Genomic DNA, 21,615 nt, shown 5'->3' with positions numbered 1-21,615 from the left:
CGTTCTGCGGTCACGATCGCTACCGTCGAGTCATGACCGAGGGAGACGACAACACTGGTGCGATCGAATCGGGGGATGAGGGGCGCACGGAGGTGCTCTTCCTCGGAGGGCGGTCCGGTGTCGGCAAGTCCTCCGTTGCGGCCGAGGTGTCGCGGCTTCTTGCCGAGGCGGATGTGAGCCATGCGCTCATCGAGGGCGACAACCTCGATCAAGCCCATCCCGAACCGTGGAGACGAGGCCTCGCTCTCGCTGAGCTGAACCTCGCAGCCATGTGGAAGAACTACCGGGCGGCCGGGTATCACCGGCTTCTCTACACCAACACCGTCAGCGTGCTCGAGAGGGACGTCCTCGTCGCAGCCCTCGATCCTGAGGCACGATCGATTGGCGTGCTGCTCACCGCCGACGACTCGACCATCGCCGGACGTCTCGCCGGTCGAGAAGTTGGAACGGGGTTGGACGATGCGATTGCTCGGAGCGGGGCCGCCGCCGTTCTACTCGCCTCGCAAGCTGCTCCGGACGTCCACCGAGTACGCACCGATGGTCGGAGCGTCCACCAGGTCGCCCTCGACGTGCTTTCCCTCACTCCGTGGAACCCGTCCCGATAGGGGATCGTCCCCCGGTTCATGCAGACGAGACACTGGGCGCCGCGAAAGTGCGCGGCGCCGAGTGTGTGGATCGCGGCGTTGTCTGGCGACCTTCCGCCGGAGCTGCGTGTCGCGTCTTACTCAGGCTGAGTCGTTTCGGGTGACTTTGACGAACTCGAATCTCAAAGGTGAATCGGTTCTCAGCAGCGCGAACGCGGGATGCCAGAATGCGAGACGGCGATAACGTTCCGACGGACGTGGTCGAACGGAGGATGATCGGTTCGTGAAGTAGGGCCAGGGCTGAATTCGGGGCCCCGGTCGGAAAAAGGGTGGCCCCGAATCGGATGTCAGCGACTCCGCTCCGAACGGACCGGAGTCCTAGACAGAGAGCCTCCACCGTAGAACGAAGGTCGACTATCTCCTTCAGCCGGTCGTTGCCCCGAATCCGGGGATGTTTCCGTCTGCGAAAAGAGTCGCCTTCATCGAGTAGCCGTCATTGACGATAACGGCCTGGACCTGGTAGTGGTCCTCGCCGTACCGTTCGGTCTCGGTGCCAGTGTCGGAGCAAGAGACGCCGGTGACCGTGATATTCACGGAGTAAGTCGTGAAGCAACTGTCCGAACCGGTGAAGCCGTATCGAGCCTGAGTGACCCACGAGTAGGTACCGTCGAAGTACCAAGTACCGTTCTGCGTACGGCTGTAGGCGGCCCCGTTGGTGAACTGGCTGTAGAGGCGGCCTGTGACCGCTTGGGCCGAAGCGGCGGCAATGAGGCGGTCCTTCTCCTCCGCAGGCGGGTCGGCGGCCTTCGCCTCTAGGCACTCGAGATGTACTGCTCGCCCGCGGTGGTGGTGGTCTCAACGACGCAGTCTTCGGCGGTGAGGCCCGACGCATCACCCGACGCATGTAGCGACTGGACCTGATCGACCCATTCCTGAACGTAGGTCGTCTCTGTCTCACTGACTGCCGCGGACGTAGGTGTTGCTGCGAGAGCTGTGCCGAGGACCATCGCCCCAGCGCCGATGAATGAAAGATACTTACTCATAAATTCCCCCGAATAGTGTGGTCTGATACTACGACCGACCGTGAAATCGCATCTCGTGACGCAGGCCAGCGCGCAGTCAAAGCGGGTCACATCAGAGGCCACCGGTTCCACCGTACGTCGGGATCAGGCGCCTTGTAACTGCCCATTCAGGCGCGAGGCCTTCCGTCTCGTGGGGGATGTGAGACGCACTCGATGCGAGTATGGTCGGGCAATGGACATGTCAGCATTGCTCACAAGTATCCTGGTCGCCCTCATCGGTGCCGCCTATGTTGCGATTGCGATACTCGCTCTCGTGCAAATTCTTCGCTCACCGAACGAGCTGATCCTGAAGGCCATGTGGGTGGCAGTAGTCATCATCGCTCCCTTCCTCGGTTCGGTCGCCTGGTTCTTCCTTGGAAGAAACCGTGGACATAGAGTGAACAACGGTCGAATGGGATGACTGAGGCTCTTCTCTCGAGTTCGACGCGTCCGAGTTCGGTGATCGCCGGCACGTCGGCCTGATCGGGAGACGCGGACCGGGCTCCCCGCCGGCGCGTCACCTCACCCGGGTCGGTCCGCGGTGCGTGCTGGCGCCGGGGACGTCCCAGGCGGACAGGAGGCCGAGCATCGCGCGCTTGTCCTCGAGTTCGGGGTTCCGGGTCAGGAGGAGGTGCAGATCTCGGACGATGAGGTCGAAGTACTCGCCCTCAGTCCGACCTCGGGGGTGGGAGAGGTACGAGGCCTCGGCGGGCCAGAGCGAGTCGGTGCCGAGCATCATCTTCACGGGGTGCACTCTGTCGCCGACCTGCACTGTGACGGGGTGGTAGGAGTTCGTGACGTCCGGTCGTCTCGGTGGGGCGGCGAAGCTCGAGAACTCTGTTGCGGTCACGTCGTACGTGAATCCGCTCGCGGTCCACAGCTCGAACATCCAGTCGGTCCACAACGCCGAGTCGTCGGGAACTCCCTCGATGTTCGAGTCGCGCTCCATACTGCAGAACAAGGTCCACATGTCGAGTCCCGTGAAGCCGACCATCTTCTCCACAAAAGCTTGCAGCGCGCGGTCAGCCGTCTCGGCGTCGTAGAGCAATCCGATGTCGTCAGCCATGCGCGCTCACAGCGGGTATCCGAAGTAGCGTTCGTGCCAGCTCGGATGGCTCATCACGATCGGTCCGTCGTACCGGTCCCACAGCGACTCCTCGGCAGCGACCGTGAAATCCAAGGCTTCGAGAGCTGCGGTCATCGGTCTCAGGTCCTCCGGTTCGACCAGCGCATCGAACTCCTCCCGCGAGTACGCTCCCGGCGTCTCGAGCGCGAGGAAGCAGAGGTCCCCGTGCCGACTGATGCAGACCACGAGGTTCGCCGATGTGCGGTTCGCCGCTCCGTTCACCGTCACCTGAGTGAAGGTCGCGGAGTCCTGCCAGTCCCGGAGTGGATCGCCGACCGAGACGGCGCCGGGGAAGCTCTGCTCGAGCAGCTCAGCGAGCGCGTTCACCTTCGCCGCCAACCGCGGACCGTCGAAGTCGACTGGCTCCTCACGCCCAGGCCCGTCCATCTCACGCAAGCGGCGCTCGAGCGCCGTCCCCTCCAACCACATGGCCGAAGTCTTCACCCTGCCGTGACCGCGGTGCGACCGTTGTCGCTTATCGGTTCGAGCCGGAACGAGCGCCTCGGCCGCCTCGCCTGAGTGTCGATCGACGGCTCACCGGCGCCCGCGGTGAGCGCCGATCCAGAGGAGCAGCACTCCGACGATCGCCGCGATGACTCCGAGCGCCATCACCTTTGCATCCGCGGGGTGCATCGCGCAGGCCGCGGTCACGTCGTCGTCGGCGCAGGTGCGCCACGGCTGGAGGAGGAACACGACGGCCACGATCACTCCGAGGGGAGCGAGAACCGCTCCGGTCGTGGTCAGCAGGTCGATCCGTTCTCGCGCAGCCATGTCCTGAAGGCAGCTGCCACCGTTGCGCCTCTACTGGTGCTCGATGCGCGACGCCGACTCCACGCCGAAGGTGCGGAGGGGGTCGGGGCCGTCGAGAGTGATGGACGTCGTCGGGTCGCCCGTGAACTCGTCCGCTGAGCGCTCCTGGGTTCCACGGCCCGCATACACGTCGCGGAGGACACTGGCTGCGGCGCCGGCGGGAGCCACGGCTTCTCGGAAGCGTCGGCGTCGGAGGAGTCCCGGAGTGAAGCCGACCGCGATGACGAGGCCGAACGCCATGATGAGCAGTGCTTCGGACATCGTGATCTCCGATCGTCGACGTCGGTTCAGTCGAACACGCCCGCTCAGCGAATGCAACGCCGCCGGTCGGGCGACCGGGCCTCCCCTCAGGGGATGAGCCCGGACGTATCGCCGAGTCGTCTGCGATCGCTCCCTGAAGTCTGAGACGAAACCGTGTGCTGAGGGCATTCACTACTGAGGGGGGTGATGTCGGATGGTCGATGCTGATGAGGTGACGCTGGTGGATCGTCTTCGCGGCGGCGACCCTTCGGCGCTGGATGCTCTCGTCCGGATGCACGGCCGCGCGGTCCACCGGGCCGCGGGGAGCTTCCTCGTGGACGCCGGCCAGGCGGAGGACGTCGTGCAGGAGACCTTCTTCCTGCTCTGGAAGCGCCGCTCGGGCGTGCGCATCGTGGGGGAGTCGGTGCTGCCCTGGCTGCTGGTCACGGCGCGCAACCTCAGCTCCTCGACCAACCGCCGCGAGCAGCGCCGACGCCACCTGCCCCTCTCGGACGACACCGCCTCTCGCTGCATCGACGCGGACACGAGCGACCGGCTGCTCGATGTGCGGCGTCTGGTGCAGCAGATGAGCGCGACGGACCGTGCGATCTGGACGGCGTGCATCGAGGACGACCTCAGCTACAGCGACGCCGCTCGCTCCCTCGGCCTGTCCCACGGGACGGTCCGCAACCGCCTCTCGCGGGTGCGGGCATCACTGGCGAGAACCCTGACGGAACGGACAGAGGACCATGGACGATCCTGACCTGAGCGACGAGCAGCTCGAGCGCATCAGCGCACGCCTCGCGCACCGCATCCGCCGCCGCCGACGTCTCGGCCAGGCCGCGGCGGTGACGCTCGCGGGCATCGCGGGCGCGGTCCTCAGCGCGGCAGTCCTCACGGCGGGGACGACGGAGCGCGGCACTCCGGTCGCTGCACCCGTCACCTGCTGGGAGCCGGACGGGCAGGGCGTCGTCCTGTCGGGCGAGATCCGGACACCCGTCGGCCGGTCCACCGCTGCACTCGCCACGGCGTGCGCTGCACTCACCGCAGCGGGTGCCGACGGCGGGACCACCGACGGGACGGACGCCGCCCAGTACTCCCTCGCCGGAAGCCAGGTCTGCGAGGAGAGCGGGCGCCTCCTGATCTTCACGGGACTGAGCACCAGGGTCGACTGCACCGACCCGCCCACGACGCAGACCGGAGGCGACCAGTGACCGCCACACGGGCGAGAAGAGTTCCCCTCAGCGCCGTCTGCCTCTCCGCGGCGCTCGTCCTGAGCGGCTGCGCGGCGAGCGCCGCCGGCCCCGGCTCACCGTCGACGTCGCAGGTCGCGGGAGATCTGCTCAGCGCCGAGGAAGCGACCGAGTCCGTCTACGAGACCACCGCGGTCATCGCTGCTCGGGGATCAGGCGACTGGCTGCTCGATCACCCGGTCGGCCTCCGCGTCATCGACATCGACGGCCGGTCGAAGCTCAGCGTGGACGGGCCCTGCAACACCCTCACCTACGACCTCCAGTACGCAGGTCTGCAGACGTCCGTCCGGCTCGTCACCGGGGGCCCGGCCACGACCTCCGTCGGCTGCCTCGATGCCGCCGGAGAACGAGAGCAGTGGCTGAGGGACGTCCTGGGCGCCGGAGACGTGAGCCTCACGCAGACCACCACGACGATGCGCATCCGCTCCGGCCCCGTCACCATCGACGCCACCGCGAAGGCGACGCCCACCTCGACGGAGACACAGGCAGCACCGGCGTCGCCTCGGGACCCCCAGCCGTCTCCACTCCCGACGGAAGCCCCGCCGTGCCCCCCGACTGCTGACACCGCATACGGGCCGATGATCGACCTCCAGCAGCTGACGAACCCGGCGCTCGACCTGGCCGACGGCGCCGGAAGTCGCCTCTCGACGCTCAGCGTGGAGGAGAAGAAGCAGTACCCGATCTACGCGGTGCGGGCGACCTCTGCGGAGCTGTCCTCCTGCGCCCCGGGACTCGGCGGCGACACTCGAATCTCACCGGAGGCGCCGATGTGGGCTCTGAGTGTGCACGCCCCCGTCGTGAACGACGCGCCCTACGGGTTTCCGGCCAAGGAGTGGGACGTCTACACGGTCGTCTACGACGGCGATACCGGAGAGGCGATCGTCTCCTCGACGGGTGTCGATCTCCAGGCGCTCGGGATGCGCGGTGAGGTGATCACCGCACGGTAGACGATCTCGGAGACGATCGGCGATGGTGCACCGGCCGCCTCCTGGGCCGGGAAGACCATCCTGCGGGCGTCTCGAGAGGCGGCATCGATCTCGAGATCCCGGGCGCGCCGGGCGCACTGGTCACCGCCGGCTGGATCCGCAGTCGACCGCCTCGGAGCAGGGGGATCACTCGGGCGGATCGTGGGAGAAGTCGAGCGATCCGGCGAGGATCCGTGCGGCGACGTCGCGCACTCCGACGCCTTCCGCGAAGGCGTAGGCGCGGATGATCGCGAGGGCGTCCGCCGGCGTCGACCGGGTCTGGCCGATCACCATCACGGTCGCCTGGTGCACGTCCCGGCGCGAGAGCGCGGGATCACGGGCGAGTCTCCCGTTCTCCGGCAGGGTGATCGCCTGATCGACCACGGCCCTGGCGAGCGCTCCTGAGAGTCGGCCCGCGAGCCGCAGCTGTTCGGCGTCGAGCCGCATCGAGGTGCTGCTGTACAGGGTGACGGCGCCGATGCTCGAGGTGCCGATGACCAGGGGGACGGCGAGGACGGTCCTCGTTCCTACCGCCTCCGCGGAGAGCGCGAACACGGGCCAGCCGGCGAAGTGCCGCTCGTCGTCGACCTGCAGCTCGACAGGGCGGTAGGCGCGGTACGCGCTCCAGGCGGGCCCTTCACCGAGGTCGATCTGCGTCTCGTCGAGGGTCGCCGCTCGACGGCTGGTCGCCGCGAGAGTCTGCATCTCGAAGGGAGCGCCGAGCACGGATGTGGCAGCGTCCTCGCCGGGCAGGAGCGTGGTGAAGGACACGAGCAGCCGGTCGATCTCCTCACCGAAGGCGCCGCTTGCCGGCCGGCTGGTGCTCACGGGAGGAAGCCGGGTACGCGCGTGCACGCGCTCGTGCCGAGCTCGTCCCGATCACGGGCTGCGGGGGAGCGAGGGGCCGGCCGTCGACGTCGGCACCGCTGCCGGAGTCGCCGTGCAGCCTGCCCATGGGAGTCCCGCCGTCGCGTGCGCCCGGGAAGGGTGCGGTTCGCCACGCGAGGTCTCGGATGGACTCTGAGACCAACCCCGTTCCGCACTGCTCACACCGATCCGAGACGATCGATCTCGCAGTCGCCAGGAGGGAGACGCGAAGGGCGGTTTCTGCGGTGTCACCGGGATATTCGTGAAACGCCTCTCCGAGGTCGTCCGAGGCGTACTGTGACGGATGCCGGCCGCGTCGCGGAGGTGCACGAACTCTCTCCCTCCGATCGGTGACACCGCTCGGCCGAGAGGGCTTCTCCTACCGATCCGAGCCGCCATGACCCCGCGGGACGAGAATCAGCACGAGTCCGTCCGTGCCCTCCAGGACCTGATCTCCGCCTTCTCCGGACCGCACTGGGTGCACCCCGCCTACGTCGAGCACGTCCTCACGCACGCCGCGGACCTGCTCGGCGCCGCGCTGATCGTCGGCGGTCCCGAGCGGAAGCGCACGCCGACGCTGATGTGGCCGCGCTCGGCCGTCTTCGAAATCCCGAACCCGCCACCGGTGCCACCCGCGGCGCTCTGAACGGCAGGCGCCTCCCGCCCTCGCTCGAGACGTCCCGGCCGAGCCGACGTGCTGGGCGTGGCTCGGAGCAGGGAAGGGGTACCAGCGCCGCCGGTCGCGAGTGTGGTGGAGTGGAGCGAACCGCCCGTCACCACCCTCGAGGAGCCACCATGCACGTCGTCGTCATCGGCGGGAGCGGCCACATCGGCTCCTTCCTCGTCCCCCGGCTCGTCCGCGCCGGGCACGAGGTCACGAACATCACCCGCGGCACCAGCACCCCCTACACCGCCGGTACTGAGTGGCAGCAGGTGCGGAACGTCGTCGCCGACCGGCAGCAGGAGGACGAGGACGGCGTCTTCGCCGCCCGGGTCCGCGATCTGCGTCCGGACGTGGTGATCGACCTGGTCTGCTTCACCGTCGACTCGGCGCGGGCCCTCGTCGAGGGGCTCCGCGGTTACGTCGGCCACCTGATCAGCTGCGGATCGGTCTGGCGCTACGGGCCCACCCTGAAGCTCCCGATCCGGGAGGGCGAGGGGACGCCCGCGATCGACGAGTACGGCCGCCAGAAGGAGGCGATCGCCCTCCTCCTGAAGGCCGAGACCGCCGCGGGCGGCCTGCGCACCACCACGCTGCACCCCGGCCACATCAGCGGACCCGGCTGGGCGGCGGTCGGCCCGCTGGGCAACCTCGACCCCGCCGTCTGGGAGACCCTCGCCACCGGCGAGACGCTGCGGATGCCGGGCTCGGGCGCGGAGTCCCTGCACCACGTGCACGCCGACGACGTCGCCCAGGCGTTCGAGCTCGCGGTGGCCCGGCCGGAGGAGGCCGCGGGGGAGGACTTCCACATCGTGGCCGCCTCGGCGCTCACGGTCCGCGGGTTCGCGCAGATCGCCGCGGGCTGGTTCGGGCAGGAGGCCGCGCTGAAGAATATCGGCTGGGAGGAGTTCCGCCGCACCGTCGGCGACGACCTCGCCGACGCGAGCTGGGGCCACCTGCACCGCAGCCAGTACTTCTCCATCGAGAAGGCGGCGACGCTGCTCGGCTATGCGCCGCGGTACGAACCGGAGGCCGCCGTCCTCGAGGCCCTCGAGAGCCTCGTCGAGCGCGGCGAGCTGACCCTCCCGGTCGCGCTCCCGACGCGAGCGCACTAGGCCGCAGCACCGGGTCGCGGCGGGTCGGTGGGCAGGTCTCGATACGTCCCTTCGGGACTACTCGACCCGCATGGATCGATCTGGTCGAGGTCTCCAGGGCCTGAGCCGTTCATGCTGATCGAGTAGCCCGCTCCGCGGGCGTATCGAGATCCACCGCGTGTTCGAGAGTCCACGCTGCGGTCCGGCGGGCGCCCGCATCACTCGGTGGGGCTGCGGTCCTCAGCGAGGAGGAGCGCCAGCTCGTCGCGGCTGAACGACTCGACGGGTGCGTGCGCGGCCATGGCGAGGTAGCCGCCGTCCCCCGCTTCGTAGCTGCCCGCGCCCCCGCCGAGGAGGGCGGGACGCTCGCCCTCGTGCAGGAAGAGCAGGTAGGAGCTCCCGGGGGTGAGCAGGGGCTCCTGCACGGTCGTGTAGCGGACGCCGTCCAGGACGCCGCCGGTCTGCGTGATGGTGAGGCGGTCACCCGCCTCGCCCTTGTGGACGGCGGTCACCTCGAGCTCGACCTCCGTGGCGGCGATGGCGCCCTCGAGACTGGCGGCGCGCTGCTCCTCCTCCGACGCCTCGCTCAGCGGGTTCAGGAGCGGGTCGGTGCCCTCGTAGGTCGGGTACAGGACGGCGTCGCGGGTCGAGACGGCGGTGCCCTCGATGATGCGATCGGCCTGCCCGACGAGCTGCGGCAGGTCGTAGGAGGGGTAGTCGACGGCCATCTGCGACGTCCGCTCGACGATCGGCTCCGCGGGAGTTCCTGCACAGCCGGAGAGCAGAGCGGACGAGAGAACGGCCGACGCGACCACCGAGATCCGGACCGCTGTCGTGGGCTGCATGCGGATCACCCTCTCACGGGAGACCGCTCAGGCCGGGGCCGTGCCGTCAGCGGGTCGATCACCGCCACGAGTGGTCAGCGGTTCCAACGTCCGTCCCCGGCACGTGCTCGATCAGATGCGACTCCACGAGTTCGACCTCGAGAGGACGCCGGAGAGAGAACCATAGTGATGCCCGCGGCACCCAGCCCGACGGCCACCGACGTCGCCGTCCAGCTACCGGAGGAGGTCCGTCGTCCGTCTCGACGTGGCCGATCGATGCGGCGTCCGGCGACTCGGGCCCCGGCGCGGGTAACCTGTGACGCATGATAGAAGGCGTCGGCGCTCAGCTTCGAAAGGGCGTTGCTGAGTTCTGCATCCTCGGGCTCCTGGACAGTGTGCCGATGTACGGGTGGGAGCTGTCGACACGCCTGCAGGAGGTGGGGGTCATCGGGAGCATCGGGACGCTGTATCCCCTTCTGGGGCGGTTGCGGGATCGCGGGTCCATCGCTGCTGTCGTCGTGCCGAGCGACCAAGGCCCCGCGCGGAAGTACTACTCACTGACTGACGTGGGGAAGATCGAACTCGGCCGTTTCAGAGCGGAGTGGCCGTCGTTCGTCAGTCAGGTGAACCAGACGATCGGAAGGGGAACCCCATGACTGCCTCCACCTCGCGGGTAGCTGACCGCTACCTGGAAGAGTTGAAGGTCGCGCTCGCCGATGTGCGCGCTGAACTTCGCGAGGAGATCTATGGGGGGATAGCGGAGGAACTGGACGGCCTCGATGACGACGCTGCGCGAGAGCGCATCTCCGAGCTCGGGACCCCTGCGCGTATCGCCTCGGCGGCCGGCGGGTCGTCCAGCAGTAGTGGACTCGTCTTCGATCGCCCGTGGTTCGCTGTTGCGAGCTCGTTGTCATACGCGTTCGGCTGGCTGCTGATCCCCGGCGCGGGCTGGCTGATCGGGATCGTTGCGCTGCTGCTCTGCTCCTCGTGGACCCTCGCGGAGAAGAAGGCGGCTGTGATCGCACCGCTGGTCACGGCTGGAGTCGTCGGCGGTGGCACCGGGCTCTTCTACTGGTTCACTCTCACTCCGAGTTCCACCATGACGACCTGGACGGTCGTGGTCGCAGCCACGTTCGTCGGCGGGGTGGTGAGTCTGATCCTGGGATCGCGCTTGTGCGCCCGCTACGTGAGAACGCGGCGGGCGCACGAGGCGATGATGCAGGCTCGTTGAGCCGCGGTCATCAGTTCCAGCTGACTGTTGCGACCCCTCCCGAGACCGTCAAGCGCAGTTCGAACGTGGTCGTGTAACCGATGATGCACATCTGCGCGTTGATGTTCATCTGGGCGCGATTCGCTAGCGGCCTGCCGAGGTAGGTCATCGTCGAACTGCACGCGCCGCCGATCGTCCAAGCCGGACCCCACGGGTCAGCGGTCACGGTGTTGCTCGAGAGGTTGAAAGAGGTGTAGAAGCTCATCTGCACCACACCGACCCAGGTGTCGATCTTGCAGCCGTTCCGTTCCGGACCGCGCACCGAGCACTGTGTGATGCCGCGTGCTTCTGCGCTCACGGCATCCGCTCCGATGCGAACGACGCTGATCGACCCGTCCTCGTACGTCGAGATCGTGTACTCGCCGTCCGCCCGCGTCTCCTCGACCACGTCGACGGTGGGGTTCGAGCTCGAGAACGAGTCCCACTCCTCGCCGGCGAGATAAGCCTCGATCAGCGCGTCCTGCGTCTGCGGCGCAACCCTGTACTCCGAGAAGAACGCACGGGCGCTGGCGACCTCCGGAGTCTCCGAGGTCGTACTTGCGCTGGCCGGCGTGGCGCCGAGGAAGAAGACCGCAGCGATGGCGACCCCCGCCACCAGCTTGGTTTTGAATCCGAACATGAACCCCTCATCTCCAGTTCCACGATGGAACATTGCCAAGCAAGATAGCGATCCGGACGCGCCGCGTCAGTTCGTCGTTTGGCGGGGCGCGTTTCCGTCGATTCGAGGTCGTCCCTCTGTCCCGTGTCCGAAGCTGCGATCGCGGGAGAGCAGTACCCGACGAGTGAAGTCTCGGCAGACGGGTCGAAGCGCTCGATCTGGTCGGCGGTCAGCTGGATCGCGTCGGCCGCGATGTTCTCACTCGACGCGGGCGCGGCGGGCTCCGGGATCGGGGCGATCAGGCAAGCCCTCCCGTCCCCTGCGAGCCGCGCGAAGTGCAGCACGCCCACTGCTGAGGGGGTTGTGCGGGGCGCTCTGACGGAATGCTCGCCGCTGGCGAGTTCAGCTCTTCACCGACGTGCAGAATCTCGTTCAAAGGGAAGCGGAACGCAGTGAGGTGGAACAGGTCCTCGGCCGTCATGCCGAAAGGGAGAACTCTGTCGCGGGTCAGCAGTGAGCGCGACGGCTCCTAGGCTGAGCCGGTGGCTACCCCGGCATCGATCCGCCCGCTCGTGGGCGCTGCGCGCATCGCCGTCGGTGCAGCCGCGGTCGCGGTGATCCTCCACACCTACGCGCTGAGCATCGCGGCCGGCGAGCCGAATCCGTTCGACTACTTCGGCTACTTCACGAACCAGACCAGCCTCCTCGCGAGCGCGGTGCTGATCGTCGCCGGTTCGGTCGCGCTCGCCCGCCGTCCGACCCCGGGGTGGCTGAGCCACGTCCGCGGCGCGGCGACGGCCTACCTGATCGTCGTCGCCGTGATCTACAACACTCTCGTTCCCGGTACCGGAACGGCCCCGCCCTGGGTCAGCGCCGTCCTGCACGTGGTGCTCCCCGCGCTCGTCCTCCTCGACTGGATCGTCGTCGCCGACCGCGGACCGCTCTCCTGGCGCCGGCTGTGGGTGGTCCTGCCCTACCCGATCGTCTGGGTCGTCGTCGTGCTCGTCCGCGGAGCGACCGACGGATGGGTGCCGTACGGCTTCCTGCTCCCCGAGAACGGAGTGCCGTCGCTCGTCCTGCACGTCGCCGGGCTGACCTGCGCGGTGCTCCTCGCGGGCGCGCTCGTCTGGGCACTGAGCCGGCGGCGCGGAGCGGCCTCCCACCTGCCCGCGCGGTCGGTCGAGCGGTGAGCCCTCAGGATCGGCACACGGGTCGACCCGGAATCGGCCTGCGCGTGCCTTCTTCCTCCGGTCCGGCCTCGGCCGCGACGTTCTCGTCAGGAGGACCATGAGCCGGCGGATCACCACGACGGCTACCTCCGACGCCGTCGCGTCGATCCTCGCGCTCGTCGGAGTCGTCGGCGCCGTCTCCAGCGTCGTCCTCGCCGGGCTCGGCGCTGTGACGAACTGGCTGATCCTCCTCGGCTGCGCGGGCGACTACCGCAGCACGTTCCTCGAGGTGAACGATCCGCCCGTCGACTGCCTCGCCGGGCCGGCCTGGCCGCTCGTCCAATGGTTCGCGCTCGTCGGAGTCGGCGCGCTCCTGACCTTCTCCACCCTCGTCATCGGCGCCTACCGTCCCCGTGTCGCTGTTCCGGTCGGCGTCCTGCTCGCGGCGGTCACTGCGGTGGGTGCCGTGCTGACCCTGCCGGCCGTCGGCCCGTAGAGTGACCCTGTCCGGACAGGTGAGCGACCCTTCGGCTACCGGTCACCCGCCCCGCGCGGTGCAGTGTCCAGCGGGGGAGTGCTGAGCGGTACGACTCCGCCGAGGAGGGATTCGTAGGCTGTTCTCATGATTCCGCATCGACGACTCCGCCCACTGACGGTGCTGCTGTGCGCTGCCTCGGCCATGACGCTCACGGCGTGCTCCGGCTCCGACGCCGGGGTGCAGCGGAGCGAGGGCGTCACCGCGATGGTCGCCTCCGAGGCCCCGGACCTGGTGATGCAGGCGTCGATCGCCGGAACTCTCACGACGACCGAGGAGGGCTGCCTGGCCGTGCAGAACGACGGGACCGCCCTCCCGCTGGTGTTCCCGGTCGGCTCGCGCCTCAGTGGCGACGGCCGGACGATCGACGTCCCTGGTCGAGGAGCGCTGACGACGGGCGACGTCGTGGAGGGCGGCGGTGGCTACCTCACGCTCGAGGACACTCCGGACGAGTGCACACCGGACGGCGACCCCGTCGAGTCGGTGATCTGGCAGAGCCTGCCCGACTGATGACCGGCCTCGTGCAGTCGCGTTCTGCCACCGCGGTGCAGGGCGACTGACGACTCGAGACGTCCTAGGAGTGGACGGTGAACCGGAACTGACTTGAGAACGCCCGACCCCCGGTCGACGGTGTCCACTCGGGGAGAGCCGGCGAACCACGGGAAGCATCGCGTTCGCGCTTGATGCACGGGCCGGGCCGTCCCCGAAGAGGCCGACTAGCACAGCACGCTGTCAGCCGCGGCTCGCCCAGACCGCTCGGCCGAGGCCGTCGTACTCGACGAGGTTGCCGTCGTTCTGCATGACGAGGCGGTAGGGCTGGACGAGTCCCGGCTGCCCGGCACCGAACGATGTCTTCGGGTAAGCCGACCAGATCGTCCTGTACCCGGCGCCGACGGTGAGTCTTCCCTCGTCGACCATCGAGAACCTCGGGTCCGAACCGGAGGTCATGGTCGCCCACGCGGCGCCGTTGGCGCCGTAGACGACGAAGTTGCCGTCGGCCTGCATGACGGCGCGCCAGCGGCCGTCGAGCGAGAGGAGCTGCTGACCAGGGTCGAGGGCGCCGCTGCCGTTCAGGGTGTCCCGGCCGGCCTGGGCGGCGCTGCTCCACAGCGTCTCGCCGTCCGCCGTGACAACGAGGTCCGCGGCTCGGAGGCGCATCACGGCTCCCGAGGAGCCGGCCGTCTCCGACGACCACAGTGGCGCGCCGCCCGCGTCGTGGACCACGGCGTTGCCGTCCCCCTGCATGATCAGGCTGTTGCCGTCGCCGAAGGTGCCGCTGGCCCACTGCGGTCGACCCGAGGAGTAGACGACGAAGTTCCCGTCGGTCTGCATCTCGGCAGTGGTCGAGCCGTCGTACGAGGTGAGCCGACCGCCCTCCGGAAGGGTCTCGCCCGCGGACAGCAGATCCGAGACCGGTGGCGGCAGGAGACCGCCGACGAGCGAGGACCAGAGGGCGGTCCCGTTCGCCCGGTGCACGACGAGGTCGGCGTCGTCCAGCAGCTCGAGCGTCGCGCCGGGCTCACCATCGGTGCCGGTCGCCCAGACCGGGCGCCCGTCGGCAGTCGAGACGACGACGTTGCCGTCGCTCTGCATGTCGAGGTGGTGTCCGCGGCCCTGAGTGCCCGACGCCCAGGTCGCGTGCCCTGTGGCGTCGTAGACCACTGCGTTGCCGTCCGTCTGCATCACGAAGCTCGAGCTCTCGTCCGGCGAGACCAGACGCTCGCCCCCGTCGAGGCGCTCTCCTGATCTCAGCAGGTCGGCGGATGCACCGACCGCCTCGACGGACGCCGTCGCTTCGGCAGCCCAGGCGGGTGCGCCCCCGAGGAGCAGCGCGCCGGCGGTCACGAGCGCGGCGAGAGAGCGGGTGGGGAAGAGCGGCGTCATCGCGCGTGTCCTGTCGAGAGTCGGGGAGGGTCGGAGGGGACTGTTCCCGAATCGTGCCAGCACGGCCCTCCGCCTCGCGACTCCCGTCCGAGGGCGGAGGAGCGGAGCGCTGACGACGGGCGACGTCGTGGAGGGCGGCGGCGGCTACCTCACGCTCGAGGACACTCCGGCCGAGTGCACACCGGACGGCGACCCCGTCGAGTCGGTGATCCGGCAGAGCCTGCCCGACCGAGAACCGGCCGAGGGCTCCGCCTGCAGCAGTCGCACCCGCGGACCGCGGCGGGGTGCGCCCGTGCTGGTCGGTGGTGTCCTGGCAGCCGTCGTCTCAGGAGGCGCGATCGTCGGCGCCCTGAGGGGTGACGGGCGGCGCTACCCGAGGAGGGACAGCGACGACAGGCCGAGGAACGGCACCATCACGACGAAGCAGACGGCGGCCGAGTGCCGGAATCCGGCGAGCGAGTCCCGCCCGCCGACGAGCCGACTGAGAGCGCCGGTGACGAGGGGCGGGAGCAGGAACAGCAGCAGCCACGGGGCCAGGTCCAGGGCGCCCGGCGCCGCCCAGTCGGGGTGGTCGTCGCGATCGAGGGGCGGGAGCCGCGCGAGGAAGAACGCCGCGGTGAGCAGGATCGCCGGCAGGACGGACAGGCACGTGAGAGTGACGGCCGTGAACCGCGCACCGTCGTCGCGGGCGTACCGACCCTGGTCCGGATCGATCGGTGCAGTCACGTCCGCATCGTCGTCCCACCCCGGACTGCTGAATCGGATCCTGCGCACGGTGTCATCCTGCCCCGCCCCAGCGGGATCGCTGCTCCGAGTTCCGAAGAGGAAGGGATGTCCGGGCATCTCGAGGGCCGCTGTCCGTCTCCCTGAAAGCAGCGGTCCGTCACTCGCTCGGGGTGAAGACCGTCTCGGCGTCTCTCCCGCGTCTCCACTCGTCCGCGAGGATCGCGTAGACCGCTGAGTCGATCCAGGTCTCGCCGCGTCTCTCGCTCTGCAGGAAGAGGGCCTCGCGCCGCAGTCCCAGCCGCTCCATCGCGTGGACGGAGCCGCGGTTGTCGGCTGCGGCGCGTCCGATGATGCGGTGCAGGCCGAGCGACCCGAACCCGACGTCGAGGAGAGCGCCGCCCGCTTCGAGCGAGTAGCCCAGGCCGGCCGTGGACGGGTGGAGGAACATGCCGATCTCACCCTGCTGCCCGTCCGCTGAACGGACGAGCACGGCGTCACCGACGAGCGCCGCCGTCGCCCGGACCTCGACGCCGTAGAAGCGGCGGTGACCCGGCTCGCGCAGCTCCCATTCGGCGTCCCGCTCCTCGAACCAGGAGGCGTACTGCCCCTCCGCGAGCGGACCGTGACCGAGGAACCGGGAGGCGCGGGCGTCACCGCGGTACGCCGTCACCGCCGCCTCGTCCTCCCGGGTGAGTCGCCGGAGCCGGAGTCGTCGTGTGAGCAGATCGACCGTGCCGTCCATCCGCCCAGGCTAGGTGCCGGAGAGCCCGGGCCCGCGGGACAGCGTTCCGTCCGCGGAGGTGAGACGCGACATCGCCGCCTCGGGCTCGGACCCGCTCGTAGGATCGCTCCGTGGCATCGGCCGAATTCACGAAGCGCAGCGCCGAGGCGATCGTTCTGTACCCCGCCGTCGACTACCGGGCCGAAGTCGCCATCCGAGCGATCGCACCCGGCTATCCCCGCCTCAGCCGCAGCCAGCACCCGCTGATCCTCGGGACCGCAGAGGGCCTGGAGTTCTGGGACGACCGCCGCCAGGCGGAGCCGGGTGCCGTGCTGCCGTGGAGCCGCGTGGTCGCGATGAACGGTCCGAGCCCCACGTCGAGGCTCGGCGGTCTGCGGATCCGAGTTCGACACGGAGAGCGAGCGCTCACCGTGGAGATCCCGCTGCGTCCGGGTGGCGTCGGCGATCAGCACCTTCCGGCGATCACGGTCTCGGTGCTGGCGAACCGACTCCGCCTCCTGGCATCGGCCGTCGGGATGGCCGAGGACGTGGCGCAGGTCAGGCCCACCACCGTCCGGCTGCTCCCCGGAACCGACTCGACGGCCTACGCGGTCCGGGCCGGCTGGGTGTCTCTCGCCGGGACGGCGTGCGCGGTCCTGTTCCTCCTGCTGGTGTCGCTCCTGCCGCCCGAGGCGCTCCGAACACCCTCCGTCGGCGTGCCGGTCTACGGGCTGCTGGCCGCTTTCATCGTCAGCGTCGTCGCGTCCCTCGTTCTCGGTCGATACGGCACCGTCCGCCTCGAGGAGGAGACCTCCGCCGGCTACCGCATCACGGGCTCACCCTGGCCGGTCGGCGTTCCGCTGGTCGACCGCCGGACGGGCGACGTCGTCCCCGCGCCGGAGGGCACGGCACCTCCGGGCACCGTCTGATCTCGACTCGCCGCCCCGGAAAGATCGCGCGCGAGTTCCGGGATGACCGAGCCAGGCCGCGAGCGGGAAGAGGGCCCCGATGAGCGTGGTGCCCAGCCTCTGTCGCCGGATCGTGGCCACGAAGGCCTCGATCATCCCGGCTCTCGCACGGCCCGCCCGATCGGAGCGGGCGAGGCCCGATACCCCCATCGCGTCGTCGCGGTCGAGGTACGCGCTCACCGCACTCTCGCCGCTCCTCTCGCGCGGCCTGCTGTGGAGCTCGCCGGCCGCGGGGCTCTCGGCTCAGCAGCTTCAGCCGGGCTCCTTCACGCCCCCGCGCGCGCGACCCTCTGCGCCCTGTCGGCGATGCTCCGCCCGGCGGACGCCGGCTCCGGCGGCAGCGTCGTCCCGGTCAGGGCTCGACACCGTCGTGGCGCCGCGGAACGAGGGCGTCCGCTTCTCGGGTGGGTCGTGCTCAGGCGCAGCGGGCGAGGTACTGCTTCACATCGGCGCGCGTGAGGGTCTTCAGGGCGTCCAGGTCGTGGGAGCGCAGGTACGCGCGGGCGGCCGCGGTGGCCTTCGCAACGGTCAGCGTCGAGCGGTCGAGGCAGGGGGCGGAGTCGAGCGGGTTCGCGCGCGCCGTGCGGAGGTCCGCGTCGATGCCGGTGACGGCCTGGTCGAGGCTGGTGATGACGATGCGCGCGGCGCCGTCCTGGGTCGGGCTGTTGGGCCACCACTCCTTCGGGTCGCCGGTGCGGTCGTCGAAGGAGACGTTGTAGAAGTCGAGGTCGAGGCCGCGGATCGTGTAGTCGCCGTTCGCGTCCGTACGGGTCTCGACGTAGCTGCCGTACGGCGGCCGGTTGAAGGCGGTGACGGGGACGGAGACCCCGTCGTCGGTGTCGACGTGGCCGCTGATCGTGGCTCCCAGCGGGAGCACGTACTCGGGCAGGGCGAGGGTCTTGCCGGCGCTCACGGAGAAGACGGTGCCCGCGGCGTTCGGTCGGTCCGAGCCGAGGTTGCGCTGGACGTGCAGGCCGTCCTCGACGAGCGCGCTGACCGTGTAGGTCTCGTCGGGCACGACGGCGGCCTCGAAGGCGCCGGCAGCGTCCGTCGTCGCGACGACGAGCGGCTTCACCTCGCTGGTGCTGGTCGGGCGCAGGAGCACCTCCGTGCCGGCGGCGGCAGGCGTGTCGGGCGTCCCCTCGAGCAGGACCCGCCCGGTGATCGTGCCCGTGGGCCCCTGATCGGCGGCGGACGCGGGAGTGGCGAGTGCGGAGGCGGCGACTAGGACGGCGGCGGCGAGTGCGAGCGTGCGCCGGACGGCGGCGCGCGAGAGCGAAGACATGTGATCCCCTCAGCGGGGGCGGCGTGCCCCCATCGCTGCCGACACTAGACGGCGGGGGAGACGCAAGCCCGTCTAGGCTCGCCGGTACCGCTCGCCACCGGGGAGGATCGATCGTGACGCGCAGCTCTCGCACCGTGCCGCTTGTGGCGGGCCTCGCGGCCACGGCACTGCTCACCGGCTGCGCCCCGACCCTCTACGGCCCCGGGAACGCGACCACGGAGGTCGCCGAGACGACCGCGCGCGAGAGTACCGCCGCGCTGGCGGATCGGATCGGCACCGACCGGCTCGACGACATCGACGAGGTCGCGAGGGAGGCCGCCGCCGAGGGCGCCGACCTCGTCGGGATCGAGTCCTTCGACGCGCCCGAGCTCGGCGATGCGTTCGGCGCCCTCACCACGCGCACTGTCGGCGTGGACGGACAGTCCTACTGCTACCGGATCGAGTTCGACTTCTACGGCCGGCACAGCGTCGACGGCGTCACCGTCTTCGGCACCACGACCGGGGTGCAGGACGTCGAGTGCGACGCCTCGACGCCGAGCGTCACTGCGCCGCCGGACACGCGCGAGGTCGTCGTGCCGGCCGCGAACGCGGAGGAGGCCGCGGTCGAGGTGCTGACCGCGCTGCCCGAGGACCCGGGCACGATCGAGGACATCGCCGCCGCGATCAGCGAGCGTCTGGCGACTCCGACGGGACCTCGGGAGGTGGCCGCGCAGCCGACGGTCGCGCTGCGGGGCACGGACGTCGGAGTGGCGATGGGGCACGCCGAGGACTGCGTCCTCGTCAAGCGCGAGGCGGGCGCCGTCACCCGCGTCGTCGTGGCCCCGGTGCTGCTCCAGCCGGGCGAGCTCGGCTGCACCGCCGACACGGCTCTGAGCCCGGCCGAGTCGCTGCGCCCCCCGCACTGACCCGACGTCGAGACGTCGAGCGCGACGCGACAGGAGGCGGCGTCAGCGCGACACGCGGCGACCGGCCCGCCGGTTCTCGACCGCGAGGATCACGGCGGCGAGGAGCGCGCCGAGGACGGCGCCGATGGTGTTCATGAACCAGTCGTTCGTGTCGCAGGAGCGGCCGATCGCCGGGACGCTCGCCTGGACCAGCTCGATCAGGGCGGACAGGCCGGAGACAGCGGCGGCGACGAGCACGCGGCGGCCGACCGCGACCGCGAGCAGCAGGGTCCCGGGGAACAGGAGGGCGATGTTCGCGAGGGTGTCGATGCCGTCGAACGGCACCGAGAACTGCACGGTGCAGAAGATCAGCGGCGTGCCGTCCGGCGGGTACATCGTCAGCGCGATGCCCGCGAGGAAGGCCACCGCGGCGAGGACGAGGAGGGTCCTCCTCGCGCCGCGCCGGTGCAGCAGCCAGGCCAGCGCCGTGACCAGCGCGACCGCGATCCAGAAGCCGATCGGCACGAGCGCGGCGTGCTCGACGAGGAAGGTGCTGATCATGGCGCTCTGCTCTCGGGTGGCGGGGTGGCGGGATCGGAATCAGCGGGCGGAGGGACGGAGGCGCGATCACCGACGGCGTCGACGTCCGGGGGAGACGTCCGCGCAGCCCGCATCGAGCCCTCGGCGGAGGCCGGCCCCGGAGGTCGGCCCGGGCGGTCAGCTCCGGGGCCGGCGCCGGAGGTCAGCTGCGGAGAGGAGAGCCCACGACGTCGAAGCGGTGGCCGCCGAAGGCGCCGCTGAGCAGCGGGCGCGCCCGCTCGATCGCGGCCTGGACCTGCGGGAGGGCCAGCGAGGCCCGGTGCGCCTCGGCGCTCTCCCACAGCTCGACGACGAAGACGGTGTCGGGCTGCTCGTCGTCGACGCCGACCTCGTAGGCCAGGCAGCCGGCGTCGACGAGGGCGCCGTTGTGCTCGATGAGGAGGGCGACGAGCTCGTCGCGTCTGCCGGGTGCGGCTCCCAGGGTGCCGACGTTCGCGAAGGTCATGCCGCGAGGCTACCGGTGCCGGCGCCTCCGCTCCCCGCCTCGATCCTCCGCGCCGGTGCTCGGCGGCCGACTCCGGCGGCCCCGCGCTACGAGGGAGGTTCTGACAGAACCCTTCACGGCGACATCAGCCCCTCCTACCGTTGCGAGCATGGATCACCGAGCAGAGGTACGCGAGTTCCTGACATCACGTCGGGGGCGCCTCACCCCGGAGCAGGCCGGGGTCGAGCCGGGCGGCGGCCGCCGCCGGGTGGCAGGCCTCCGTCGCGACGAGGCTGCACGGCTGGCGGGCGTGAGCGTCGACTACTACACCCGCCTGGAGCGCGGGAACCTGGCCGGCGTGTCCGACTCCGTCCTCGATGCGATCGCCAGGGCGCTGCACCTGGACCGTGCCGAGCACGATCACCTCTGCGATCTGGCGCGGACCGCGAACGAGGCCGGAGTCCGCACGAGGCGGTCCCGCACCGTCGCGACCGTGCGGCCGGAGGTGCAGTACCTGCTCGACGCGATCACGGGCGCGCCCGCCTTCGTGTCGAACACACGGATGGATCTCGTCGCCGCCAACGCGCTCGGCTTCGCCCTCTACTCGGAGATGTACCGCAACACCGCGCGGCCGGCGAACCACTCCCGGTTCATCTTCTTCGACCCCCGCGCGCACACCTTCTACCCCGACTGGGAGCGCGCGGCCGACGTGAACGTCGCGATCCTCCGCCGCGACGCCGGCCGCAACCCCCACGACGCGCAACTCGCCGCTCTCATCGGCGAGCTGTCGATGCGCAGCGACGACTTCCGGACCCGGTGGGCCGAGCACAACGTCCGGCGTCACTACAGCGGCCTCAAGCAGTTCGAGCATCCGGTCGTCGGGCTCTTGGAGCTCACCTTCCAGGTGAGCGAGCTGCAGGACGACCCTGGTCACTCGATGACGGTCTACCCCGCCGTTCCCGGAAGCGCCTCCGACGAGAAGCTCCGGATGCTCGCGACCTGGGCCGCCACCGAGGACATCGCGCGCCTCACCGCCGGCTCCGTGAGCTGACTCCTCTTCCTTTCT

The 21,615-nt window shown here is 70.0% G+C and carries 29 protein-coding genes; 15 read left to right on the top strand and 14 right to left on the bottom strand.

The window, feature by feature from the left end:
* The first annotated feature begins 32 nt into the window (after positions 1 to 32).
* Positions 33 to 605: an adenylyl-sulfate kinase gene (locus EDF35_RS11135; RefSeq protein WP_133962367.1), complete on the top strand. Its 573-nt coding sequence runs from the start codon at positions 33 to 35 to the stop codon at positions 603 to 605.
* 402 nt (positions 606 to 1,007) lie between these two features.
* Here EDF35_RS11135 and EDF35_RS20830 read toward each other — a convergent pair whose 3' ends face one another.
* Positions 1,008 to 1,178: a hypothetical protein gene (locus tag EDF35_RS20830; protein WP_166674084.1), complete on the bottom strand. Its 171-nt coding sequence runs from the start codon at positions 1,176 to 1,178 to the stop codon at positions 1,008 to 1,010.
* Positions 1,179 to 1,838: 660 nt separating this feature from the next.
* Between EDF35_RS20830 and EDF35_RS11130 the strand changes: the two genes are divergently transcribed.
* The gene (locus tag EDF35_RS11130) at positions 1,839 to 2,066 is read left to right on the top strand and encodes a PLD nuclease N-terminal domain-containing protein (RefSeq protein WP_133962366.1); all 228 of its coding nucleotides are present in this window, start codon (positions 1,839 to 1,841) and stop codon (positions 2,064 to 2,066) included.
* Positions 2,067 to 2,162: 96 nt separating this feature from the next.
* On the opposite strand, the gene EDF35_RS11125 is transcribed toward EDF35_RS11130, so the two are convergent.
* The 4 genes from EDF35_RS11125 to EDF35_RS11110 form a co-directional block, all read right to left on the bottom strand.
* A complete protein-coding gene (locus EDF35_RS11125) occupies positions 2,163 to 2,711 on the bottom strand; it encodes a hypothetical protein (RefSeq protein ID WP_133962365.1) in 549 nt (182 codons plus the stop codon).
* Positions 2,712 to 2,717: 6 nt separating this feature from the next.
* The gene (locus EDF35_RS11120) at positions 2,718 to 3,200 is read right to left on the bottom strand and encodes a hypothetical protein (RefSeq protein ID WP_133962364.1); all 483 of its coding nucleotides are present in this window, start codon (positions 3,198 to 3,200) and stop codon (positions 2,718 to 2,720) included.
* A gap of 105 nt (positions 3,201 to 3,305) precedes the next feature.
* Positions 3,306 to 3,542, bottom strand: coding sequence for a hypothetical protein (locus EDF35_RS11115; protein WP_133962363.1), 237 nt, complete (start codon positions 3,540 to 3,542; stop codon positions 3,306 to 3,308).
* 30 nt (positions 3,543 to 3,572) lie between these two features.
* Positions 3,573 to 3,842 (bottom strand): hypothetical protein, encoded by a 270-nt coding sequence (locus EDF35_RS11110; RefSeq protein WP_133962362.1) that lies wholly within the window; start codon positions 3,840 to 3,842, stop codon positions 3,573 to 3,575.
* A 220-nt stretch (positions 3,843 to 4,062) separates the two neighbouring features.
* Between EDF35_RS11110 and EDF35_RS11105 the strand changes: the two genes are divergently transcribed.
* From EDF35_RS11105 to EDF35_RS11095, 3 genes are read left to right on the top strand one after another with little or no spacing between them, the layout of a single operon-like run.
* Positions 4,063 to 4,584 carry a sigma-70 family RNA polymerase sigma factor gene (locus tag EDF35_RS11105; RefSeq protein ID WP_166674083.1) on the top strand — a complete coding sequence of 174 codons (522 nt, stop codon included), beginning with the start codon at positions 4,063 to 4,065 and terminating at the stop codon, positions 4,582 to 4,584.
* Positions 4,571 to 5,035, top strand: a complete 465-nt coding sequence (locus EDF35_RS11100) for a hypothetical protein (RefSeq protein WP_133962360.1) — start codon at positions 4,571 to 4,573, stop codon at positions 5,033 to 5,035. Before EDF35_RS11105 ends, EDF35_RS11100 begins: the two co-directional genes overlap by 14 nt.
* Positions 5,032 to 6,021 carry a hypothetical protein gene (locus tag EDF35_RS11095; RefSeq protein WP_133962359.1) on the top strand — a complete coding sequence of 330 codons (990 nt, stop codon included), beginning with the start codon at positions 5,032 to 5,034 and terminating at the stop codon, positions 6,019 to 6,021. The genes EDF35_RS11100 and EDF35_RS11095 overlap by 4 nt, the downstream gene beginning before the upstream one ends.
* Before the next feature lie 165 nt (positions 6,022 to 6,186).
* On the opposite strand, the gene EDF35_RS11090 is transcribed toward EDF35_RS11095, so the two are convergent.
* Positions 6,187 to 6,867, bottom strand: a complete 681-nt coding sequence (locus EDF35_RS11090; RefSeq protein ID WP_133962358.1) for a GAF and ANTAR domain-containing protein — start codon at positions 6,865 to 6,867, stop codon at positions 6,187 to 6,189.
* A 436-nt stretch (positions 6,868 to 7,303) separates the two neighbouring features.
* Between EDF35_RS11090 and EDF35_RS11085 the strand changes: the two genes are divergently transcribed.
* Both EDF35_RS11085 and EDF35_RS11080 read left to right on the top strand, forming a co-directional pair.
* Positions 7,304 to 7,552, top strand: a complete 249-nt coding sequence (locus EDF35_RS11085; RefSeq protein WP_133962357.1) for a hypothetical protein — start codon at positions 7,304 to 7,306, stop codon at positions 7,550 to 7,552.
* A gap of 149 nt (positions 7,553 to 7,701) precedes the next feature.
* Positions 7,702 to 8,682: an NAD-dependent epimerase/dehydratase family protein gene (locus tag EDF35_RS11080; protein WP_133962356.1), complete on the top strand. Its 981-nt coding sequence runs from the start codon at positions 7,702 to 7,704 to the stop codon at positions 8,680 to 8,682.
* Positions 8,683 to 8,879: 197 nt separating this feature from the next.
* On the opposite strand, the gene EDF35_RS11075 is transcribed toward EDF35_RS11080, so the two are convergent.
* Positions 8,880 to 9,506, bottom strand: a complete 627-nt coding sequence (locus EDF35_RS11075) for a hypothetical protein (RefSeq protein ID WP_133962355.1) — start codon at positions 9,504 to 9,506, stop codon at positions 8,880 to 8,882.
* Between the two features lie 302 nt (positions 9,507 to 9,808).
* On the opposite strand from EDF35_RS11075, the gene EDF35_RS11070 reads away from it, so the two are divergent.
* On the top strand, positions 9,809 to 10,141 hold the full coding sequence (locus tag EDF35_RS11070) for a PadR family transcriptional regulator (protein ID WP_123733258.1): 333 nt from the start codon (positions 9,809 to 9,811) through the stop codon (positions 10,139 to 10,141).
* Positions 10,138 to 10,716, top strand: a complete 579-nt coding sequence (locus tag EDF35_RS11065) for a hypothetical protein (RefSeq protein WP_123733259.1) — start codon at positions 10,138 to 10,140, stop codon at positions 10,714 to 10,716. Before EDF35_RS11070 ends, EDF35_RS11065 begins: the two co-directional genes overlap by 4 nt.
* A 10-nt stretch (positions 10,717 to 10,726) precedes the next feature.
* Here the strand turns inward: EDF35_RS11065 and EDF35_RS11060 are convergent, their stop codons facing one another.
* Entirely contained in the window at positions 10,727 to 11,374 is a 648-nt protein-coding gene (locus EDF35_RS11060; protein ID WP_133962354.1) for a hypothetical protein, read from the bottom strand.
* Positions 11,375 to 11,895: 521 nt separating this feature from the next.
* Here EDF35_RS11060 and EDF35_RS11055 point away from each other — a divergent pair.
* The 3 genes from EDF35_RS11055 to EDF35_RS11045 all read left to right on the top strand — a co-directional run bounded on the left by EDF35_RS11055 (position 11,896) and on the right by EDF35_RS11045 (position 13,567).
* Positions 11,896 to 12,543 (top strand): Pr6Pr family membrane protein, encoded by a 648-nt coding sequence (locus EDF35_RS11055; RefSeq protein WP_243839937.1) that lies wholly within the window; start codon positions 11,896 to 11,898, stop codon positions 12,541 to 12,543.
* Positions 12,544 to 12,640: 97 nt separating this feature from the next.
* Positions 12,641 to 13,018, top strand: a complete 378-nt coding sequence (locus EDF35_RS11050; protein WP_133962353.1) for a hypothetical protein — start codon at positions 12,641 to 12,643, stop codon at positions 13,016 to 13,018.
* A gap of 126 nt (positions 13,019 to 13,144) precedes the next feature.
* Entirely contained in the window at positions 13,145 to 13,567 is a 423-nt protein-coding gene (locus tag EDF35_RS11045; RefSeq protein WP_133962352.1) for a hypothetical protein, read from the top strand.
* A 222-nt stretch (positions 13,568 to 13,789) separates the two neighbouring features.
* Here the strand turns inward: EDF35_RS11045 and EDF35_RS11040 are convergent, their stop codons facing one another.
* From EDF35_RS11040 to EDF35_RS11030, 3 genes are all read right to left on the bottom strand, one after another.
* On the bottom strand, positions 13,790 to 14,941 hold the full coding sequence (locus EDF35_RS11040) for a hypothetical protein (protein ID WP_133962351.1): 1,152 nt from the start codon (positions 14,939 to 14,941) through the stop codon (positions 13,790 to 13,792).
* Between the two features lie 369 nt (positions 14,942 to 15,310).
* Positions 15,311 to 15,667: a hypothetical protein gene (locus tag EDF35_RS11035; protein WP_133962350.1), complete on the bottom strand. Its 357-nt coding sequence runs from the start codon at positions 15,665 to 15,667 to the stop codon at positions 15,311 to 15,313.
* 157 nt (positions 15,668 to 15,824) lie between these two features.
* A complete protein-coding gene (locus tag EDF35_RS11030) occupies positions 15,825 to 16,409 on the bottom strand; it encodes a GNAT family protein (RefSeq protein ID WP_133962349.1) in 585 nt (194 codons plus the stop codon).
* 110 nt (positions 16,410 to 16,519) lie between these two features.
* Here EDF35_RS11030 and EDF35_RS11025 point away from each other — a divergent pair, with 110 nt between their 5' ends.
* Positions 16,520 to 17,317 carry a hypothetical protein gene (locus EDF35_RS11025; RefSeq protein WP_133962348.1) on the top strand — a complete coding sequence of 266 codons (798 nt, stop codon included), beginning with the start codon at positions 16,520 to 16,522 and terminating at the stop codon, positions 17,315 to 17,317.
* Between the two features lie 454 nt (positions 17,318 to 17,771).
* Here EDF35_RS11025 and EDF35_RS11020 read toward each other — a convergent pair whose 3' ends face one another.
* The gene (locus EDF35_RS11020) at positions 17,772 to 18,641 is read right to left on the bottom strand and encodes a carboxypeptidase-like regulatory domain-containing protein (RefSeq protein ID WP_133962347.1); all 870 of its coding nucleotides are present in this window, start codon (positions 18,639 to 18,641) and stop codon (positions 17,772 to 17,774) included.
* A gap of 113 nt (positions 18,642 to 18,754) precedes the next feature.
* On the opposite strand from EDF35_RS11020, the gene EDF35_RS11015 reads away from it, so the two are divergent.
* Positions 18,755 to 19,546, top strand: coding sequence for a hypothetical protein (locus tag EDF35_RS11015; RefSeq protein ID WP_133962346.1), 792 nt, complete (start codon positions 18,755 to 18,757; stop codon positions 19,544 to 19,546).
* A 42-nt stretch (positions 19,547 to 19,588) separates the two neighbouring features.
* On the opposite strand, the gene EDF35_RS11010 is transcribed toward EDF35_RS11015, so the two are convergent.
* Positions 19,589 to 20,086: a VanZ family protein gene (locus EDF35_RS11010; RefSeq protein ID WP_133962345.1), complete on the bottom strand. Its 498-nt coding sequence runs from the start codon at positions 20,084 to 20,086 to the stop codon at positions 19,589 to 19,591.
* Between the two features lie 181 nt (positions 20,087 to 20,267).
* The gene (locus EDF35_RS11005; protein WP_133962344.1) at positions 20,268 to 20,570 is read right to left on the bottom strand and encodes a putative quinol monooxygenase; all 303 of its coding nucleotides are present in this window, start codon (positions 20,568 to 20,570) and stop codon (positions 20,268 to 20,270) included.
* Between the two features lie 148 nt (positions 20,571 to 20,718).
* On the opposite strand from EDF35_RS11005, the gene EDF35_RS11000 reads away from it, so the two are divergent.
* A complete protein-coding gene (locus EDF35_RS11000; protein WP_123703887.1) occupies positions 20,719 to 21,600 on the top strand; it encodes a helix-turn-helix transcriptional regulator in 882 nt (293 codons plus the stop codon).
* The last annotated feature ends 15 nt before the right edge of the window (positions 21,601 to 21,615 follow it).

This window comes from Rathayibacter sp. PhB151 (genome assembly GCF_004366415.1).
In the GTDB taxonomy this organism is placed as follows: Bacteria; Actinomycetota; Actinomycetes; order Actinomycetales; family Microbacteriaceae; genus Rathayibacter; species Rathayibacter festucae.
This window is presented reverse-complemented; position numbering and strand designations above follow the sequence as displayed.

What these genes read in the sequence shown, in the direction of transcription:
- EDF35_RS11045 (WP_133962352.1), top strand. Translation starts at nt 13,145, where the DNA reads ATGATTCCGCATCGACGACTCCGCCCACTGACGGTGCTGCTGTGCGCT.
- EDF35_RS11050 (WP_133962353.1), top strand. Translation starts at nt 12,641, where the DNA reads ATGAGCCGGCGGATCACCACGACGGCTACCTCCGACGCCGTCGCGTCG.
- EDF35_RS11005 (WP_133962344.1), bottom strand. Translation starts at nt 20,570, where the DNA reads ATGACCTTCGCGAACGTCGGCACCCTGGGAGCCGCACCCGGCAGACGC.
- EDF35_RS11030 (WP_133962349.1), bottom strand. Translation starts at nt 16,409, where the DNA reads ATGGACGGCACGGTCGATCTGCTCACACGACGACTCCGGCTCCGGCGA.
- EDF35_RS11110 (WP_133962362.1), bottom strand. Translation starts at nt 3,842, where the DNA reads ATGTCCGAAGCACTGCTCATCATGGCGTTCGGCCTCGTCATCGCGGTC.
- EDF35_RS11010 (WP_133962345.1), bottom strand. Translation starts at nt 20,086, where the DNA reads ATGATCAGCACCTTCCTCGTCGAGCACGCCGCGCTCGTGCCGATCGGC.
- EDF35_RS11135 (WP_133962367.1), top strand. Translation starts at nt 33, where the DNA reads ATGACCGAGGGAGACGACAACACTGGTGCGATCGAATCGGGGGATGAG.
- EDF35_RS11100 (WP_133962360.1), top strand. Translation starts at nt 4,571, where the DNA reads ATGGACGATCCTGACCTGAGCGACGAGCAGCTCGAGCGCATCAGCGCA.
- EDF35_RS11020 (WP_133962347.1), bottom strand. Translation starts at nt 18,641, where the DNA reads ATGTCTTCGCTCTCGCGCGCCGCCGTCCGGCGCACGCTCGCACTCGCC.
- EDF35_RS11075 (WP_133962355.1), bottom strand. Translation starts at nt 9,506, where the DNA reads ATGCAGCCCACGACAGCGGTCCGGATCTCGGTGGTCGCGTCGGCCGTT.
- EDF35_RS11085 (WP_133962357.1), top strand. Translation starts at nt 7,304, where the DNA reads ATGACCCCGCGGGACGAGAATCAGCACGAGTCCGTCCGTGCCCTCCAG.
- EDF35_RS11115 (WP_133962363.1), bottom strand. Translation starts at nt 3,542, where the DNA reads ATGGCTGCGCGAGAACGGATCGACCTGCTGACCACGACCGGAGCGGTT.
- EDF35_RS11000 (WP_123703887.1), top strand. Translation starts at nt 20,719, where the DNA reads ATGGATCACCGAGCAGAGGTACGCGAGTTCCTGACATCACGTCGGGGG.
- EDF35_RS11130 (WP_133962366.1), top strand. Translation starts at nt 1,839, where the DNA reads ATGGACATGTCAGCATTGCTCACAAGTATCCTGGTCGCCCTCATCGGT.
- EDF35_RS11060 (WP_133962354.1), bottom strand. Translation starts at nt 11,374, where the DNA reads ATGTTCGGATTCAAAACCAAGCTGGTGGCGGGGGTCGCCATCGCTGCG.
- EDF35_RS11065 (WP_123733259.1), top strand. Translation starts at nt 10,138, where the DNA reads ATGACTGCCTCCACCTCGCGGGTAGCTGACCGCTACCTGGAAGAGTTG.
- EDF35_RS11080 (WP_133962356.1), top strand. Translation starts at nt 7,702, where the DNA reads ATGCACGTCGTCGTCATCGGCGGGAGCGGCCACATCGGCTCCTTCCTC.
- EDF35_RS11070 (WP_123733258.1), top strand. Translation starts at nt 9,809, where the DNA reads ATGATAGAAGGCGTCGGCGCTCAGCTTCGAAAGGGCGTTGCTGAGTTC.
- EDF35_RS11040 (WP_133962351.1), bottom strand. Translation starts at nt 14,941, where the DNA reads ATGACGCCGCTCTTCCCCACCCGCTCTCTCGCCGCGCTCGTGACCGCC.
- EDF35_RS11125 (WP_133962365.1), bottom strand. Translation starts at nt 2,711, where the DNA reads ATGGCTGACGACATCGGATTGCTCTACGACGCCGAGACGGCTGACCGC.
- EDF35_RS11120 (WP_133962364.1), bottom strand. Translation starts at nt 3,200, where the DNA reads ATGTGGTTGGAGGGGACGGCGCTCGAGCGCCGCTTGCGTGAGATGGAC.